This window comes from Allobosea vaviloviae (assembly GCF_001298265.1).
GTDB lineage: Bacteria > Pseudomonadota > Alphaproteobacteria > Rhizobiales > Beijerinckiaceae > Allobosea > Allobosea vaviloviae_B.
Window position 1 is genome coordinate 60,643 of the sequence record NZ_LGSZ01000028.1, and the last position, 16,436, is coordinate 77,078.

At 66.7% G+C, this 16,436-nt stretch carries 15 protein-coding genes; 4 read left to right on the plus strand and 11 right to left on the minus strand.

Going from position 1 to position 16,436, the window contains the following annotated elements:
• Positions 1-28 precede the first annotated feature (28 nt).
• The 4 genes from AE618_RS06900 (at position 29) to AE618_RS06915 (ending at position 5,184) form a co-directional block, all read left to right on the plus strand.
• The gene (locus AE618_RS06900; protein ID WP_054208322.1) at positions 29-1,915 is read left to right on the plus strand and encodes a TRAP transporter large permease subunit; all 1,887 of its coding nucleotides are present in this window, start codon (positions 29-31) and stop codon (positions 1,913-1,915) included.
• Positions 1,916-1,949: 34 nt separating this feature from the next.
• Entirely contained in the window at positions 1,950-2,489 is a 540-nt protein-coding gene (locus AE618_RS06905; protein WP_054208323.1) for a VOC family protein, read from the plus strand.
• Positions 2,490-2,614: 125 nt separating this feature from the next.
• A complete protein-coding gene (locus AE618_RS06910) occupies positions 2,615-3,889 on the plus strand; it encodes a ribulose-bisphosphate carboxylase large subunit family protein (RefSeq protein ID WP_054208324.1) in 1,275 nt (424 codons plus the stop codon).
• Positions 3,890-3,897: 8 nt separating this feature from the next.
• Positions 3,898-5,184 carry a four-carbon acid sugar kinase family protein gene (locus tag AE618_RS06915; RefSeq protein WP_054208325.1) on the plus strand — a complete coding sequence of 429 codons (1,287 nt, stop codon included), beginning with the start codon at positions 3,898-3,900 and terminating at the stop codon, positions 5,182-5,184.
• On the opposite strand, the gene AE618_RS06920 is transcribed toward AE618_RS06915, so the two are convergent.
• The 11 genes from AE618_RS06920 to AE618_RS06970 form a co-directional block, all read right to left on the minus strand.
• Positions 5,179-5,715, minus strand: coding sequence for a D-glycero-alpha-D-manno-heptose-1,7-bisphosphate 7-phosphatase (locus tag AE618_RS06920; protein ID WP_248310781.1), 537 nt, complete (start codon positions 5,713-5,715; stop codon positions 5,179-5,181). The two genes, AE618_RS06915 and AE618_RS06920, sit on opposite strands and share 6 nt — an antisense overlap.
• Positions 5,712-6,608 carry a glucose-1-phosphate thymidylyltransferase RfbA gene (rfbA, locus tag AE618_RS06925; RefSeq protein ID WP_054208326.1) on the minus strand — a complete coding sequence of 299 codons (897 nt, stop codon included), beginning with the start codon at positions 6,606-6,608 and terminating at the stop codon, positions 5,712-5,714. Before rfbA ends, AE618_RS06920 begins: the two co-directional genes overlap by 4 nt.
• A complete protein-coding gene (gene rfbD / locus AE618_RS06930; protein WP_054208327.1) occupies positions 6,605-7,510 on the minus strand; it encodes a dTDP-4-dehydrorhamnose reductase in 906 nt (301 codons plus the stop codon). The genes rfbA and rfbD overlap by 4 nt, the downstream gene beginning before the upstream one ends.
• A complete protein-coding gene (gene rfbC, locus AE618_RS06935) occupies positions 7,507-8,064 on the minus strand; it encodes a dTDP-4-dehydrorhamnose 3,5-epimerase (RefSeq protein ID WP_054208328.1) in 558 nt (185 codons plus the stop codon). Before rfbC ends, rfbD begins: the two co-directional genes overlap by 4 nt.
• A gap of 31 nt (positions 8,065-8,095) precedes the next feature.
• Positions 8,096-9,145, minus strand: coding sequence for a dTDP-glucose 4,6-dehydratase (gene rfbB, locus AE618_RS06940; RefSeq protein WP_054208329.1), 1,050 nt, complete (start codon positions 9,143-9,145; stop codon positions 8,096-8,098).
• Between the two features lie 99 nt (positions 9,146-9,244).
• Positions 9,245-10,024 carry an enoyl-CoA hydratase/isomerase family protein gene (locus AE618_RS06945; RefSeq protein WP_054208330.1) on the minus strand — a complete coding sequence of 260 codons (780 nt, stop codon included), beginning with the start codon at positions 10,022-10,024 and terminating at the stop codon, positions 9,245-9,247.
• Positions 10,025-10,067: 43 nt separating this feature from the next.
• Positions 10,068-11,708, minus strand: a complete 1,641-nt coding sequence (locus AE618_RS06950) for an ABC transporter ATP-binding protein (RefSeq protein ID WP_054208331.1) — start codon at positions 11,706-11,708, stop codon at positions 10,068-10,070.
• A 14-nt stretch (positions 11,709-11,722) separates the two neighbouring features.
• Positions 11,723-12,649 (minus strand): ABC transporter permease, encoded by a 927-nt coding sequence (locus AE618_RS06955; RefSeq protein ID WP_432704492.1) that lies wholly within the window; start codon positions 12,647-12,649, stop codon positions 11,723-11,725.
• The gene (locus tag AE618_RS06960) at positions 12,646-13,587 is read right to left on the minus strand and encodes an ABC transporter permease (RefSeq protein ID WP_054208332.1); all 942 of its coding nucleotides are present in this window, start codon (positions 13,585-13,587) and stop codon (positions 12,646-12,648) included. The genes AE618_RS06955 and AE618_RS06960 overlap by 4 nt, the downstream gene beginning before the upstream one ends.
• Before the next feature lie 33 nt (positions 13,588-13,620).
• Positions 13,621-15,189, minus strand: coding sequence for an ABC transporter substrate-binding protein (locus tag AE618_RS06965; RefSeq protein WP_248310782.1), 1,569 nt, complete (start codon positions 15,187-15,189; stop codon positions 13,621-13,623).
• A 92-nt stretch (positions 15,190-15,281) separates the two neighbouring features.
• Positions 15,282-16,430 carry a M20/M25/M40 family metallo-hydrolase gene (locus AE618_RS06970; RefSeq protein ID WP_054208334.1) on the minus strand — a complete coding sequence of 383 codons (1,149 nt, stop codon included), beginning with the start codon at positions 16,428-16,430 and terminating at the stop codon, positions 15,282-15,284.
• Positions 16,431-16,436: the final 6 nt, after the last annotated feature.

The window sequence follows — 16,436 nt, forward strand, 5'->3', positions numbered from 1 at the left end:
AAACCGACAACAAGGAAGCGCCTCTGCGATGAATGCCCATACCGCAACCCTGCCCGCCTCTCCGCCGATCCCGACGACCGGGATCGGCCGTTTGGCCAACCGTCTCGACCATGTCGTCGGCACGGGCGTCGAGGCCATCGCGGCGGCGCTCGTCCTGATCGAGATCTGCATCCTCGCGGCGGGCGTCACCGCCCGCTACGTCTTCCACGCCCCGCTGGTCTGGTCGGACGAACTGGCCTCCATCCTGTTCCTCTGGCTCTCGATGCTGGGCGCCGTCGTCGCGCTGCGGCGCGGCGAGCACATGCGCATGACCGGCCTCGTCAGCCGCGTCTCGCCCGCCACCCGCTCCCTGCTGGAGGCGCTGGCGATCACGGCGGCCATCGCCTTTCTTCTCCTCATCCTGCCGCATGCGTTCGAATATGCCGAGGAAGAGACCTTCATCGTCACACCTGCGCTTGAGATCACCAATGCCTGGCGCGCGGCGGCGATTCCGGTCGGCATGGGGCTGATGCTGCTGGCGGCGAGCTTCCGACTGCTGCGCTTCGGCTCGCTCAAGCCGGTCCTGCTGGCGATCGGCATCACGGCCGCACTCGTGCTGCTGTTCTGGCTGGCCGGCCCGACGCTGAAGCCGCTCGGCAAGCTCAATCTCGTCGTCTTCTTCGTCGGCGTCGTCGCGCTCAACGTCTTTTCCGGCGTGCCGATCGCCTTTTCCTTCGCGCTCGCCACCTTCGGCTATCTCGCCTGCACCACGACGACGCCGCTGATCGTCATGGTCGGCCGGCTCGACGAGGGCATGAGCCATCTCATCCTGCTCGCCGTGCCGCTCTTCATCTTCCTCGGCGCCCTGATCGAGATGACCGGCATGGCCAGGGCGATGATCCAGTTCCTCGCCTCCATGCTCGGCCATGTCCGCGGCGGCCTGTCCTATGTGCTGGTCGGCGCGATGTATCTGGTCTCCGGCATCTCCGGCTCGAAGATCGCCGACATGGCGGCGATCGCCCCGGTGCTCTTCCCCGAGATGAAGAAACGCGGCGCCAAGCCCGGCGATCTCGTGGCGCTGCTCTCCGCCACCGGCGCGCAGACGGAATCGATCCCGCCCTCGATCGTGCTGATCACCATCGGCTCGGTCACCGGCGTCTCGATCGCGGCGCTGTTCACCGGCGGCATGGTGCCCGCGCTCGTGCTCGGCATCGCGCTCTGCTTCGTCGTCTGGTGGCGCAATCGCGACGAGGATCTCGGCCATGTCGTCAGGCATTCCTGGGGCCAGATCGGCAAGCTCTGCTTGATCGCGCTTCCGGCCATCGCCCTGCCCTTCGTCATCCGCGCCGCCGTCGTCGAAGGCGTGGCAACCGCGACCGAAGTCTCCACCATCGGCATCGCCTATTCGGTGCTGGCGGGGCTGCTGCTCTACCGCCAGTTCGACTGGCGCCGCCTGCCACGCATGCTGGCCGACACCGCCTCGCTGACCGGCGCGATCATCTTCATCGTCGGATGCGCCACCGCCATGGCCTGGGGCCTGACGCAATCGGGCTTCTCGCAGGATCTAGCCCGCGCCATGGCCGCCGTGCCGGGCGGCACCTGGGGCTTCCTGGCGATCTCGATCGTCGCCTTCATCATCCTCGGCAGCGTGCTCGAGGGCATCCCGGCTATCGTGCTCTTCGGCCCGCTGCTGTTCCCGATCGCCAAGCAGATCGGTGTGCATGAGGTCCACTACGCCATGGTCGTGGTCTTCGCGATGGGCATCGGCCTCTTCGCCCCGCCCTTCGGCGTCGGCTATTACGGTGCCTGCGCGATCAGCAAGGTCAATCCCGACGAGGGCCTGAAATACATCGGCGGCTACATGCTCGCCCTGTTCCTCGGCCTGATCGTCGTCGCCGCCGTGCCCTGGTTCTCGACCGGCTTCCTGAAATTCTGATCTCTCATCAACCGACAATCACAAGGGTGCTGCCATGAGCCGCTTCTTCGGCCAGATCCGCCAGGCCGGCTATGTCGTCCCCGACATCGAGGCGGCGATGGATTACTGGAGCCGCGTGCTCGGCGTCGGCCCGTTCTTCTACAATCCGAAGGTGCCGATCAAAAACTACCGCTACAAGGGCGAGAGCTACGAGCCGCACAACTCGGTCGCGCTGGCCAATTCCGGCCCGCTCCAGATCGAGCTGATCCAGTGCCGCAACGCCGTGCCGTCCATGTACAAGGACTTCACCGATGCCGGCCACTCAGGCCTGCAGCACGTCGCCTACTGGACCTCGGACTACGATGCCGATCTCGAACGCCTGACGGCGCAGGGCTTCGAGGTGGTGATGTCGGGTGAGGTCGGCGAGCGTGGCCGCTTCTGCTATTTCGACACCCATTATCACCCCGGCACAGTGATCGAACTGTCCGAGGTCGCCGGCCCCAAGGGCGAGATGTTCCGCCTGATCCGCGAGGCCAGCGAGACCTGGGACGGCAGCGATCCGGTGCGTCCCTTCCCGGATCTGAGCAAGCTCTGACGCAAAGCACCGGGCGCGTCATGGTCGGGCTTGACCCGACCACCTCGGAAACCAGTGGCCTCTGGTCATGAAATTCTCGGGTCAAGCCCGAGAATGACGGCATCCGAATAGGCAGGACTAACGACATGACCACAGACCGCTTCCAGGCCACCTACCTGATCGAGACCCCTCTCGACCCGGCAAAGGTCGCCGAGGTCATGGCCGGCGAGCAGTCGAGCGGCACCTTCACCCGCGTCGCCGGCGAGACCGACGAACTGCGCAGCCGCACCCGCGCCGTCGTGACTGACGTCGAGGAGCTTGAGGCCACCGCCTCCCCCAGCCTGCCCAATGCCTGGCTGGCGAAAAAGGGCATCGCTGGCCCCTGGCGCCGTGCCCGCATCGCGATCTCCTTCCCCGTCGACAATGTCGGCGCGAATCTCGCGACGCTGGCCTCGATCGTCGCCGGCAATCTCTACGATCTCGGCGAGGTCACAGGCCTGCGGCTCGACACCATCACCCTGCCGGCCTCGTTCAGGCGTCGCTTCCAGATGCCGCGCCAGGGCATCAGTGGCACGCGCGCGCTGACGGGCGTGATGGAAGGTGCGATGGTCGGCTCGATCATCAAGCCCAATGTCGGCCTGAGCCCCGAAGAGACCGCCGCGCTGGTCGGCAAGCTCTGTGCAGCCGGACTCGACTTCATCAAGGACGACGAGATTTCGGCCGATCCCGTCCATGCGCCGCTGGCCGAGCGCGTTCCCGCCGTGATGGAGGTCGTCCGCCGCCATCAGGACCGCTCCGGCAAGGCAGTGATGATCGCCTTCAACATCACCGACGAGACAGACGCGATGAAGCGTCATGCCGATCTCGTGGCGCGCGAGGGCGGAACCTGCGTCATGGCGAGCCTGAACTGGTGCGGCTTCTCGGCGATCGAGACCCTGCGCCGCGCGACCGATCTCGCTCTGCACGGCCACCGCAACGGCTTCGGAGCCCTGTCGCGCCACCCGCTTCTCGGCATCTCCTTCCAGGCCTACCAGACGCTCTGGCGGCTGGCCGGCGTCGATCACATGCATGTCCACGGCCTGCAGGGAAAGTTCGCGCAGGAGGACGAGGAGGTCGTGACCTCGGCCAGGGATTGCGTCACACCGCTCAGCGATGGACTCGACGACCGGGTCCTGCCGGCGTTCTCGTCGGGCCAATGGGCCGGCACGGCGCAGCCGACCTTCGACGCGATCAGCCATTCGGACCTGCTCTTCATGGCCGGCGGCGGCATCTTGGCCCATCCCGGCGGCCCGGCCGCCGGCGTCGCCAGCATCCGCCAGGCTTGGGAGGCGGTCGCGGCCGGAACATCGCTGGCAGAGGCGGCCACGGCCCATCCCGAGTTGCGTCAGGCTCTAGACTTCTTCGGCAAGGTCGCGGGTTGAGCCGCGCGATGGCCTCGAACCCGTCCTATGGCTGGTATGGCGACGATTTCACCGGCGCGACCGATACGCTCGCCTCGCTGGCCGAGCGCGACATTCGCGCCCTGCTCTTCCTCCACATCCCGACGGCGGAGCAACTGATAGCGGCAGGTCCGCTCGATGCGATCGGCATCGCCGGCGCCACGCGCGCGATGGCCCCTGAGCCGATGGCGACAGAACTCGACGCGGCCGGACGCTTCTTCGCCGAAGCGGGCGTCGGAATCCTCCATTACAAATGCTGCTCGACCTTCGACAGCGCACCCCATGTCGGCAGCATCGGCGCGGCCGTGCGAGCCCTGCGCCCGCACTTCGCCAACCCGTTCCTGCCGATCATCGGCGGCCAGCCCAATCTCGGGCGCTATTGCCTGTTCGGCACTCTCTTCGCGGCGGCTGGCAGCGGCGGCCCGGTCCATCGCATCGACCGCCACCCGACCATGAGCGTCCATCCGGTCACGCCGATGGCGGAGGCCGATCTGCGCCGGCACCTGGCGGCGCAGGGGCTGGAGCGGATCGCGCTCGTCGACTACCGCAGCTACGAGGCCACGGACGCCGAGGCGAAGCTTGCAACCGCCCTCGCCTCCGCTCCCGATGCGATCCTCCTCGATGTCGCGCGCAGCGACGACCTTGCCATCATCGGTCGGCTATTGCGGCGACAGATGGACAACGGCCCGATGCTCGCCATCGGCCCGAGCAGCGTCGCCCAGGCGCTGGCCGCCTCCTGGCCGGGCCAGCGGCGGGGACAGGTCGTGTCGGACGCTTCATCGCGCCGCACTGGCCCGGTGCTTGCCCTGGTCGGCAGTCTCTCGCCGGTGACACGCGCGCAGGTCGAAGCCTCCACGGCCTATGAGCGCATCGGGATCGATACGGCGAGCCTGCTGTCGGAGCCGGCCTACAGCCTTGCGCTGGAGCAGGAGGCGCATGCCAGCCTGTCGGCCCGCCGGCATGTCATGCTCGTCACCAACCGGCCTTCGCAGGCTCCGGGCAACATGGAGACCGTCGCGCTCGCCACCGCTCGCCTGCTCGGCAGCATCATGACGAAGGCCACCATCGGCCGCCTCGTCGTCGCCGGTGGCGATACGTCGAGCCTCGCGGTCAAGTCGCTCGATATCTGGGGGCTGTCCTATCGCGCTGCGCTGGTGCCCGGCGCCCCGCTCTGCCGGACCCATAGCGACGATCCGCGCCTCGATGGGCTCGATATCGTGCTGAAAGGCGGCCAGATGGGGCCGGTCGGCTTCTTCGACGCCGTCGCCGCCTCATAGGGCAGCGAGACACTCCCCAACGAACGCATCGAGATCGCCGCCCTTGAACAGGAAGCCGGCGACTCCGGCTGCCTTCGCCGCTTCGAGATCGGTCATGCGATCCCCGATCAGGAAGGAGCGCTGCATCTGCGTGGGGAACGCCTGCATCGCCTTGAGCAGCATGCCCGGCCGGGGCTTGCGATCCTCATGGTCGACGCGATAGGCGGCAACGTTCGCCTGCGGATGATGCGGAGCGTAGTAGAACGCATCGATCCGCGCCCCGTTCTCCGCCATGATCCTGTTCATCTCGACATGGAGAATGCGCACATCCTCCTCCGTATAGAAACCGCGGCCGACACCCGACTGGTTGGTCACGACGACGACGCGATAGCCGAGCTGGTTCAGCCGGCGCACCGCCGCGAAGGCACCCTGCACCCAGACGATCTGGTCGATCCGAAACGCGTAATCGACCTCCTCGTTGAGGACGCCGTCGCGGTCGAAGAACACCATCGGCGCAAGCGCACCGGCCTCCGGCATGGCAACCATCGTCATCGCCTCCGGCCCTCCGGCATCTGGCCAATCTCGGCCGCCATCCGCAGCAGATACTGGCCATAATCGCTCTTGGCGAGCCTGCCGCCCAAGGCTTCGAGCTGGCCGACATCGATCCAGCCCCGGCGGCAGGCGATCTCCTCCGGACAGGCGATGCGCAAATCCTGGCGGCTTTCCAGCGTCCTGACGAACTCCCCGGCCTGGAGCAGGCTGTCGGGCGTGCCGGTGTCGAGCCAGGCGAAACCGCGCCCCATGCATTCGACCGAGAGCTGGCCGCGTTCGAGATAGACCCGGTTGACGTCGGTGATTTCAAGCTCTCCGCGCTGTGACGGCTTCAGCCCGGCCGCGATCTCAACGACCTGCGCGTCGTAGAAATACAGCCCCGTCACGGCCCAGTTCGAGCGCGGGACTTTGGGCTTCTCCTCGATCGAGATCGCCTTGCCCTGCGCATCGAAGGAGACGACACCGTAGCGCTGGGCATCGCGCACCTGATAGGCGAAGACAGTGGCACCGCTTTCGCGCTGGCGCGCCTGGCGCATCATCTGGGTCAGGCTGTGTCCGTAATAGAGGTTGTCGCCGAGGATGAGCGCCGAGGGCTCGCCCGAAACGAAATCCGCGCCGATCAGATAGGCCTGCGCCAGCCCGCCGGGATGCGGCTGCTCAGCGTAAGTGAGGCTCAGCCCCCATTCCGAGCCGTCGCCGAGCAGTCGCTGGAAATGCGGCAGGTCTGATGGCGTCGAGATGATCAGGATCTCGCGGATATCGGCCAGCATCAGCGTGGTCAGCGGATAATAGATCATCGGCTTGTCGTAGACCGGCAGAAGCTGCTTCGAGATCGCCAGCGTCATCGGGTGCAGGCGGGTGCCCGAGCCTCCCGCCAGAATGATTCCCTTCATGATCCCTGCCCTGCCCGTTCATCAGTGAGAAGCCGCGCCACGCAGGTCGTCAGCGACCCGCGCCAATGCGGCAAGCTGACGCCGTGGATGGAAGCGAGCCTGGCGCCATCCAGTCTGGAATTGGCCGGTCGGCGCGCCGGTGTCGGGTAATCCGAGGTCGCGATGCGCTTGACCTGCACCGGCTTACGCCCTGCCGCCTTCGCATCCGCGAACGCCGCTTCCGCGACCTCGGCCCAACTCGCCTCGCCCTGTGCGGCCATGTGGAAGATGCCTCGCAGAGCAGCGTCGTCAGGCCGCTCAACGAGATTGCGCGCCACCGCCAGAACCGCGTCGGCGATGTCGAGCGCGCTCGTCGGCGATCCGATCTGGTCGGCGACCACCCCCACCTCGCTGCGCTCCGTCCCCAGCCGCAGCATGGTCCGGACGAAATTCCGGCCGAAGGGGCTGTAGACCCAGGCGGTGCGCAGGATGGCATGGTCCGGCGTTGCCGCAGCCACCGCCTGTTCGCCCGCGAGCTTGGAGCGGCCATAGGCGGAGATCGGCCCGGTCGCGTCATCCTCGCGATAGGGCCGGCCGAGCCCGCCATCGAAGACATAATCGGTCGAGATCTGGATCACCGGCACGCCGAGCCTGCTGGCGGCAGCGGCGACCTCTCCGGCGCCAGCCCCGTTCACGGCGAGCGCCGTCGCCTCCGCGCTTTCGGCGAGATCGACGGCGGTGTAGGCGGCGGCGTTGACGATCACATCCGGCCGCGCTGCCGCCAGCGCTGGGCCGATCGTCTCCGGCCGTTCCAGATCAAGCTCGGGCCGTCCCACCGCGACCAGCATCGCACCGGCTCCGGCAGCCCGCTCAACCAGCGCCCGGGCGACCTGCCCCTCGCGTCCGGTGACGACGATTCTCACGCGAAATACCGCGGCAGATCGGCGAGGCGCGGATGCTTGCGGTCCTTGTCGGACAGGATCAGCCGCTCGGCCGGGAGCCCCCAATCGATGCCAAGCGCTGGATCGTCGAAGGCCAGCCCGTGGTCATGGGCCGGCGCATAGGGCGCGCTGACCTTGTAGAGCACCTCGGTATCGGGCTCGAGCGTGACGAAGCCATGGGCGAAGCCGGCTGGCACCAGCACTTGCAGCCAATTCTCGGCGGAGAGTTCGACGGCGACGGACTTGCCGAAATCGGGCGAGGACGCGCGAATATCGACGGCGATGTCGAGGATGCGTCCGCGCGGCACGCGGATCAGCTTGTCCTGCGCAAAGGGCGGCGACTGGAAATGCAAGCCGCGCAACGTGCCGACGACCGGCGAGAGCGAGTGGTTGTCCTGCACGAAATCATGGTCGATTCCGGCCTCTGTGAAAGCCTTGCGGCTATAGGTCTCCGAGAAGAAGCCGCGGTGATCGCCGAACTTCTTCAATCGGATGATCTTCACATCGGGCAGCGCGGTCGCTTCGACATGCAGCATGCTTTGGCCTTCCTCTGGCGACCCGGGCCGTTCAGCCCGCGCCGAGCCGTTCGCCGCGATAGACGCCGGAGCGGATATCGCCCCACCAGCCGGCATTGGCCAGATACCATTCCACGGTATGGCGCAAGCCACTCTCGAAACTCTGCTTCGGCGCCCAGCCGAGCTGGCGGCCGATCTTGCCGGCGTCGATGGCATAGCGCGCGTCGTGGCCCGGCCGATCGGTGACATAGGTGATCAGCCGCTCATGCGGGCCGGCCGGATCGGGGCGCAACGCGTCCAGAAGCGAGCAGATCGTCCGGACCACGTCGAGATTGGCCATCTCGTTATGCCCGCCGATGGCATAGGTTTGTCCGGGCATGCCCTTTGCCGCCACCAGCAGCAGCGCATCGGCATGGTCGTCGACATACAGCCAGTCGCGCACATTGGCGCCGTTGCCATAGACGGGCAGCGGCTTGCCCTCGAGCCCGTTGATGATCATCAGCGGAATCAGCTTTTCGGGGAAGTGATACGGCCCGTAATTGTTCGAGCAGTTGGTGACCAGCGTCGGCAGACCGTAGGTGTGGTGCCAGGCGCGAACGAGATGGTCGGACGCAGCCTTGGAGGCCGAATAGGGCGAGGTCGGCTGATAGGCCGTGTCCTCGCGGAAGAAGCCCTCCGCCCCCAGCGAGCCGAAGACCTCGTCGGTCGAGATATGATGGAAGCGGAAGCGTTGCCGCCGCTCGCCATCGAGACCGTGCCAGTGCCGCAGCGCCTCCTGCAGCAGCACGAAGCTGCCGACGATGTTGGTGTCGATGAAAGCCGCCGGCCCGTCGATCGAGCGGTCGACATGGCTTTCAGCGGCCAGATGCATGACGATGTCGGGCGAGAACGACGCAAAGATCGCCCGCATCGCCTCGCCATCGCCGATATCGGCCCGCTCGAAGCGGAAACGCGCATCGCCGCGGACGGCTGCCAGCGAGGCCATGTTGCCGGCATAGGTCAGCTTGTCGACGACGCAGACGCTATGGTCGGTTTCCGCGATCAGCTTGCGCACCACGGCCGAGCCGATGAAGCCCGCGCCCCCGGTAACCAGAAATCTCAAAGACGCCGGCAATGCCGCTCTCGCTCCCGTTCGCCGGGGATATAGGGGATTCCGGCGCCGGGCGTAAACCCGGCCTCAGCCGCAGCGGAGAGATCCGCGTTACCGACCCTGCCACCGTGGCGGCCTCTTGCCGAGAAAGGCTTCCATGCCCTCCCGGAAATCGGCGCTGCCGTAGCACATCACCACGAGGTCGTCCCCGTCGTCCGGCACGGCGGCCTTGGCGAGCCGGCGCAGCGCCTCCTTCGTCGCCCGCATCGTCAGCGGCGCATGACCGGAGATCGTCGCGGCCTGCTCCCGCGCCCGCGCCATCAGCGTAGCATGGTCGGCGACGATCTCGTTGAAGAGGCCGATGCGATGGCCCTCATCGGCTCCGATCAGCCGCGCCGTGAAGATGATGTCCTTCACCCGCGCCGGCCCCAGCAGCGCCGAAAGCCGCGCATAATTCGCCATCGACAGGCAGTTGCCGAGCGTCCGCGCGATCGGAAAGCCGAAACGCGCCGACTCCGTCGCGATCCGGAGGTCGCAGGCGCAGGCGATGCTGCCACCGCCTCCCGTCACCGCGCCAGAGATCGCCGCGATGGTCGGGATCGGACAGCTCTCGATCGCCGTGATCACGCGCTCGATCTTGCTCTCATAGGCGAGCGCGTCCTCCGGCGTGGCGAAGGCGCGGAACTGGGAGATGTCGGTGCCCGCCGCGAAGGCCTGTTCGCCCGCGCCGGTGACGATCAGCACCTTCGGCGCGCCATGGGCTGCGGGATCACCGCAGATTTCCGCCAGCCGCTCATACATCGCGAAGGTCAGGGCGTTGCGCGCCTGCGGGCGATTGAGCGTGATCGTGCCGACGCCAGCATCGACGGAGTAGTGGATTTCGTCGTCCATGGGCGGTCGCTTCTCTGAGGTTCGAAAGAAGCGGACTATCCGGTCACGCCTGCGCAGCGTCAACGGCCGCGGTGCCAGTGGCGAAATCGCGCCCGGGCGCGGCTTCGATCAGCGCGCGCGTATAAGCATGCGCCGGCGCGGAGAAGACCTGCGCGGTCGCCCCCTGTTCGACGATGACGCCCTTCTCCATCACCACGATCCGATCGCAGATCTGCGCCGCCACCCGCAGGTCGTGCGTGATGAACAGGATCGCCAGGTTGAAGCGCTCCTGAACGTCGGCGAGCAGCGCCAGCACCTGCTTCTGCACGGAGACGTCGAGCGCCGAGACCGCCTCGTCCGCGATCAGGATCTCCGGCTCCATCGCCAGCGCGCGCGCAATCGCGATGCGCTGGCGCTGCCCACCGGAGAACTGGTGCGGATAGCGTTCGAGCGCGTTGGGCTGCAATCCCACCAGCGCCATCAGGTCGCGCGCCCGCTGCATCGCGTCAGTGCCGCTCAGGCCGAAATTCATCGGCCCCTCGACGATCGAGGCCCCGACCGTGCGGCGCGGATTGAGCGAGCGGAACGGGTCCTGGAACACGACCTGGATCTTGCGACGATAGGGCCGCAGCCGCCTTTCGGGCAGTTGCGCGATGTCGATGTCAGGCACCAGGATCGAGCCCACGCTCGGCGGCATCAGCCGCGCGATGCAGCGCGCCACCGTCGTCTTGCCCGAGCCGGATTCGCCGACAATGCCGACCGTCTCGCCGCGCCGGACCCGGATCGCCACGTCCTTCGCCGCATGCACGACGCGCTCCGCCCGGAACAGCGCCTTGGAGCTGTAGGTTTTGCCGAGTCCCGCCGTCTCCAGCGCCAGCGGCCCGAGCACCGGCTTGCGCTGCGCCGGCTTCAGGCTGGGCACCGCGGCGATCAGCATCTGCGTGTAGGGATGCTGCGGCCGCGTCAGGATATCGGCGGCGGGCCCCTGCTCGACCACGCGGCCCTTCTCCATCACCACGACACGATCGGCGATCTCGGCGACGACACCGAAATCATGGGTGATGAACAGGACGCCGGTGCCGCGCCGGCTCTGCATGTCCTTGATGAGCCGCAGGATCTGCGCCTGCGTCGTCACGTCGAGCGCTGTGGTCGGCTCGTCGGCGATCAGCAGCGCCGGGTCGAGGATCAGCGCAGCCGCGATCATCACACGCTGGCGCTGTCCGCCGGAGATCTGGTGCGGATAGGAGGCATGCATCCTCTCGGGTTCGGGCAGGCGCATCGACTCCAGCATCGCGAGCACCTGCGCGCGCCGCTCGGCCGGGCCGAGATCGGTGTGGATGCGCAGCACCTCCTCGATCTGGTCGCCGATCGTCAGCACCGGGTTCAGCGCCGTCATCGGCTCCTGGAAGATCATCGCCATCCGGTCGCCGCGCAGCGCCCGCAGCCGCTGTGGCGACGCCGTCAGCAAATCCTCGCCTTCAAGCCTGATCGCACCCGCGATCGGCTTCAGCACCTTGGCGAGCAGGCCCATGACGGAAAAGGCGGTGACGGATTTGCCCGAGCCGGATTCGCCGACGACGCAGACGATCTCGCCGGCATCGACGCTGATCGAGACGTCGTCGACGGCGCGCGCCCGGTCTCCGCCGCCCGGCAGCGCGATGCTCAGGCCGGTGATTTCGAGGACAGGGGTCTGGGCGTTGCTCATCGTCCGGCCATCTCTCATCGTCCGGCCATCTTGGGATCGAGCGTATCGCGCAGGCCATCGCCCAACATGTTCACCGCCAGCACGGTGATGCCGAGGAAGATGCCTGGATACAGGATGTTGTGCGGGAAGACGCGGAAGAGATTGCGCCCCTCGGCCATGATGTTGCCCCAGGTCGGGATCTCCGGGGGTATGCCGATGCCGAGGAAGGACAGGATCGCCTCGACCAGGATCGCCGAGGCCGCGATGAAGGTGCCCTGCACGATCAGCGGCGCGATGGTGTTGGGCAGGATGTGGCGGACCATCAGCTTGGGCAAGCGCGTGCCGGCCATGATGGCCGCCTCGACATAGGGCTCCTCGCGCACCGACAGCACGATCGAGCGCACGACCCGCACGACGCGAGGTATCTCGGGCACGATGATGGCGATGATCACCGCCGTCAGGCCGCTGCGGAACAGCGAGACGACCGCGATGGCGAGCAGGATGCCCGGTATCGCCATCAGCCCGTCCATGACGCGCATGATGATGCCGTCGAGCGGGCGGACATAGCCGGCGATGAGCCCGATCAGGAGCCCGACCGCGATCGAGACCGAGGCGACTGAGACTGCGATCAGCAGCGAGACGCGGGCGCCGTAGACGACGCGGCTATAGACGTCGCGGCCGAGCGAATCCGTGCCCATGCGGTGCTTGAACTGCGTCGTCGAGCCATCATCGGCGCGGATCGTGCGCTCGAAGCCAGGCACCTTGTTTCGCGTCGCCGGATTGATCGCGGTGGGGTCGAGCGTGCCGAGCCAGGGCGCGAGCAGGCCGAGCAGCGCCATCAGCAGCAGCACGCCGCCGCCGATCAGCACCACGGGGTTGTGCACGAGCCGCTTCAGCACCGTCCGCGCCGGAGCAACCGGCTCGGCCGCGACGGCGGCAAGGATGGTCGGTTCGGCACTCAATAGCGGATCCTCGGGTCGAACAGGCTATAGGCAAGATCGATCAGCAGGTTGATGCCGACATAGACGCCAGAGAACAGCAGGATCACGGCCTGGATCGTGGGATAGTCCCGCGCCAGCACGGCATCGACCGTGAGGCGCCCAAGCCCGGGGATCGCGAATACGCTTTCCGTCACCACCACACCGCCGATCAAAAGCGCGATACCGATGCCGACCACGGTGACGATGGGCACCGCCGCATTCTTCAGCGCATGGCGGAACAGGATCTTGCGCTCGACCTGTCCCTTCGCGCGGGCGGTGCGGATATAGTCCTCGCTCAACACCTCGAGCACGCTGGCCCGCGTCATCCGCGCGATCAGCGCGATATAGATCACCGACAGCGTCACCGCCGGCAGCACGAGTCGTTGCAGAAATCCGCCGAACCCGCCCGAGAGCGGCTGGTAGCCCTGCACCGGGAACCAGCCCAGCGTGATCGCGAAGACGTAGATCAGGGCATAGCCGATGACGAAGACCGGCACGGAGAAACCCAGCACCGAGAACCCCATGACGATGCGGTCGATCCAGGAGCCGTGCTTGTAGGCGGCGAGCACGCCCAGCGGGATCGCCACGCAGATCGCGATCAGCATCGTCGCGAAGGCGAGCGCCAGCGTCGGCTCGATGCGCCCGGCAATGAGTTCGCCGATCGGCTTCTTGAAGAAGAAGCTTTCGCCGAGCTGGCCCTGGGCCAGGTTGCCGGCCCAGATCAGGAACTGCGTCAGGATCGGCTTGTCGAGGCCGAGCCGGTTGCGGATCAGCCCGATCTGCTCGGTCGTGGCGTTGTCGCCGGCGATGACGGCCGCCGGATCGCCCGGCGTCAGCCGCAGCATCAGGAAGACGAGGACGGCGACGATCACGAGGACCGGAATCGTCGCCAGCAGGCGCCGCAGGATGTAGCCGAGCATCAGCGCCGGGTCCGTGCGATCAGCTTCGCCACCTCACTTCTTCTCGACGTTCCAGAACACCGGGGCCGGCGCCGTGAGGATGCCGGACAGGGTCTTCCGCGCCGCGATCGGCACATTGTACTGGCCGAGATGGACATGCGTCACGACCTCGCGCCAGCGCATCTGCACGGCTTCGGCGATCGCCTTCTGCTTGGCAGGATCGGGTTCGCGGGCGAAATCGTCGCGCAGCTTCTCCATCTGCGCGTCGCAGGGCCAGCCGAAGGCGGCCTTGTCGCAGCTCGCATTGAAGAAGCCGGCCATCACCGGGTTCAGGATGTCGGCGGAGACCCAGGAGGTCTGCATCAGGTTCCAGCCACCCTTGTCGACCGGGTCCTTGCGCACGCGACGCGACACCACCGTCTGCCAGTCCGAGGACTGCATATCGACCTTGAAGCCACCCTTTTCGAGCAGCTGCTTGGCGACCGGCCCGAGATTGGTCAGGGACTGCAGGTCGGTCGAATGCAGCAGCACGATCGGCTTGCCGTCATAGCCGGCTTCCTTGAGCAGCTCCTGCGACTTCTTGAAATTCGACTCGAGCAGACCCTCCATGCCCTTTTCGGAGGCGAGCTGAGTGCCGCAGACGAACATGGCCTTGCAGGCATTGTAGTAATCCGGGTTGCCGACGGTCGCCTCGAGGAAGTCCTTCTGGTTCAGCGCATAGGTCACGGCCTGGCGTACCTTCGGATTGTCGAAGGGCGGCAGCGTGTGGTTGAAGCGCATCGTGTATTGCAGGCCGAGCGGATTGTAGTTCCACAGCTTGATGTTGCTGTCGCTCTGGACCAGCGGGATCAGGTCGAAGGCCGGCTGCTCGATCATGTCGATCTCGCCGGCGAGCAGCGCATTGACCGCCTGCTGCTGGTCGGAGACCGCGAGCCACTCGATGCGGTCGATCTTCGCGACCTTGCCGCCGGCGAGGCCCGAGGCCGGCTCGGAGCGCGGCTTGTAGTCCTTGAACTTGGTGTAGACGATCTTGTCACCCGGCTTCCACTCGTCCTGCTTGAGCACGAAGGGGCCCGACCCGATGAATTCCGAGATCTGCGTGTTCGGATCAGTCTTCGCCACGCGCTCCGGCATCATGAACGGCACGTTCGACGAGGGCTTGCCGAGGCCGAAGATCAGCAGGCCGGTCGGCGACTTCAGCTTCACCGTGAAGCTCTTGGCGTCATCGGCGGTGATCGTCTCGACGAAGGTCATCAGCTTCTGGCCGACGGGGTCCTTGGCCGACCAGCGCGTGATCGAGGCGATGCAGTCGGCTGATGTCACCGGCTTGCCGTCATGCCAGGTCAGGCCGTCCCGAAGCGTAAATTTGTAGACCAGCTTGTCGGGCGACTCGGTGAAGCTCTCGACCATCTGCGGCTTGATCGCGCCCGCTTCGTCCATGGCGAACAGCGTGTCGTAGATCATATAGCCGTGGTTGCGGACGATATAGGCCGTCGTCCAGATCGGATCGACGATCTTGACGTCGGAATGCATCACCACCTTCAGCGTAGTCTGCCCCTGTGCGAGCGACGTGCCGACGACGATTGCAGCCGCGGCCGCCAGTGATCTCAAACGCCATGCCATGCTGGACCCCTCTCGCAAATTTCGGTCGTCTTTTTCCCGCATCGAAACTATGCAGGCTCTGTGCCACCTGCGCTCATGCTGGCCCGTGGCATTCAGCCGGTCAACCGCGCCAGCAGCCCTGCCATCAGCCGCGTCCGCTGCGCCAGGCTCTCAACCTCGATATGCTCTTCTAGCGTATGGTAGCCGGCACCGAGCAGGCCGAGCCCGTCGAGCGAGGGGATGCCCTCCGCGCCGGTGAAGTTCGCGTCCGAACCGCCGCCGGCAGAACCATGCTCCAGCGCCCAGCCCAGCTCGCCGGCAATCTCGCGGGCCAGCGCAAACAGCTTCAGCGTCCCGGCATCTGGCTCCCAGACCGGCCGGGTCACGCCACGCGTCACGGTGAAGCGCGTGCCGTCCTCGTTCTCGGCCGACAGCGCCAGCATGCGCTCGACGCCACGGTCGAGATCCTCCTGCCGTTTCGCCATGCTCAGCGCCTCCGCCCGGCAGGTCGTGGGAACGCAGTTGACCCATTGCCCGCCGGAGATGACGCCGACGCTGAAGGTGCAGTCCTCGTCGGTCATCGCCTCGATCGCGAGCAGTTGCTTCGCCATCATGCTGATCGCCGAGCGCCCGTTCTTCAACTGCGAGCCCGCATGGCTCGGACGGCCTTCGGCCAGAAGGTTGAAGCGCGCAATGGCGTAACGCCCGGTGACCACGCCGTTGCCCGGCCTCCCCGGCTCGGGCACCAGGATGAAGCGGTGCTTGCGCGCCTCCGCCATGATGATCTCGCGCGTGCCGGGGCTGCCGATCTCCTCGTCGCTGGTGAACAGCACGCTGACCGGCAGCTTCGTCTCGATCCCGGCCTTGGCCAGCGCGACGATGGCCTGCAGCGAGGCATAGGCGCCGCCCTTCATGTCGAGGATACCCGGCCCGTAGCAGCGCGAGCCCTCGCGCTTGAACGGCAGGGACTTCAGCGTGCCGACCGGGTGGACGGTGTCGAGATGCGACATCATCAGGATGCCCGCCTCGCCCCGGCGCGGATGCGGGAAATCCCCGCGCACGCAATCACCGAGCCCCGGCGGCCCGGGAATGCGCGTCACGATGGCGCCGGCAGCAGCCAGTTCGGCCGCCGCGAGGTCCATCATCGCGTTGACGGCGGCGGGATCGAAGGTCGGGCTCTCACATTCGATCCAAGGCCGCAGGCCCGCGATCAGGGCGTCGGTGTCCAGCGTGAGATCGGCGGGGCGAAAATCGGCAGGCATGGGGAA

Bases quoted from the DNA above. Each gene is read 5' to 3' on its own strand.
- AE618_RS06900 (WP_054208322.1), top strand. From the start codon at position 29: ATGAATGCCCATACCGCAACCCTGCCCGCCTCTCCGCCGATCCCGACG.
- AE618_RS06905 (WP_054208323.1), top strand. From the start codon at position 1,950: ATGAGCCGCTTCTTCGGCCAGATCCGCCAGGCCGGCTATGTCGTCCCC.
- AE618_RS06910 (WP_054208324.1), top strand. From the start codon at position 2,615: ATGACCACAGACCGCTTCCAGGCCACCTACCTGATCGAGACCCCTCTC.
- AE618_RS06915 (WP_054208325.1), top strand. From the start codon at position 3,898: ATGGCCTCGAACCCGTCCTATGGCTGGTATGGCGACGATTTCACCGGC.
- AE618_RS06920 (WP_248310781.1), bottom strand. From the start codon at position 5,715: ATGACGATGGTTGCCATGCCGGAGGCCGGTGCGCTTGCGCCGATGGTG.
- rfbA (WP_054208326.1), bottom strand. From the start codon at position 6,608: ATGAAGGGAATCATTCTGGCGGGAGGCTCGGGCACCCGCCTGCACCCG.
- rfbC (WP_054208328.1), bottom strand. From the start codon at position 8,064: ATGCTGCATGTCGAAGCGACCGCGCTGCCCGATGTGAAGATCATCCGA.
- AE618_RS06945 (WP_054208330.1), bottom strand. From the start codon at position 10,024: ATGGACGACGAAATCCACTACTCCGTCGATGCTGGCGTCGGCACGATC.
- AE618_RS06950 (WP_054208331.1), bottom strand. From the start codon at position 11,708: ATGAGCAACGCCCAGACCCCTGTCCTCGAAATCACCGGCCTGAGCATC.
- AE618_RS06960 (WP_054208332.1), bottom strand. From the start codon at position 13,587: ATGCTCGGCTACATCCTGCGGCGCCTGCTGGCGACGATTCCGGTCCTC.
- AE618_RS06965 (WP_248310782.1), bottom strand. From the start codon at position 15,189: ATGGCATGGCGTTTGAGATCACTGGCGGCCGCGGCTGCAATCGTCGTC.
- AE618_RS06970 (WP_054208334.1), bottom strand. From the start codon at position 16,430: ATGCCTGCCGATTTTCGCCCCGCCGATCTCACGCTGGACACCGACGCC.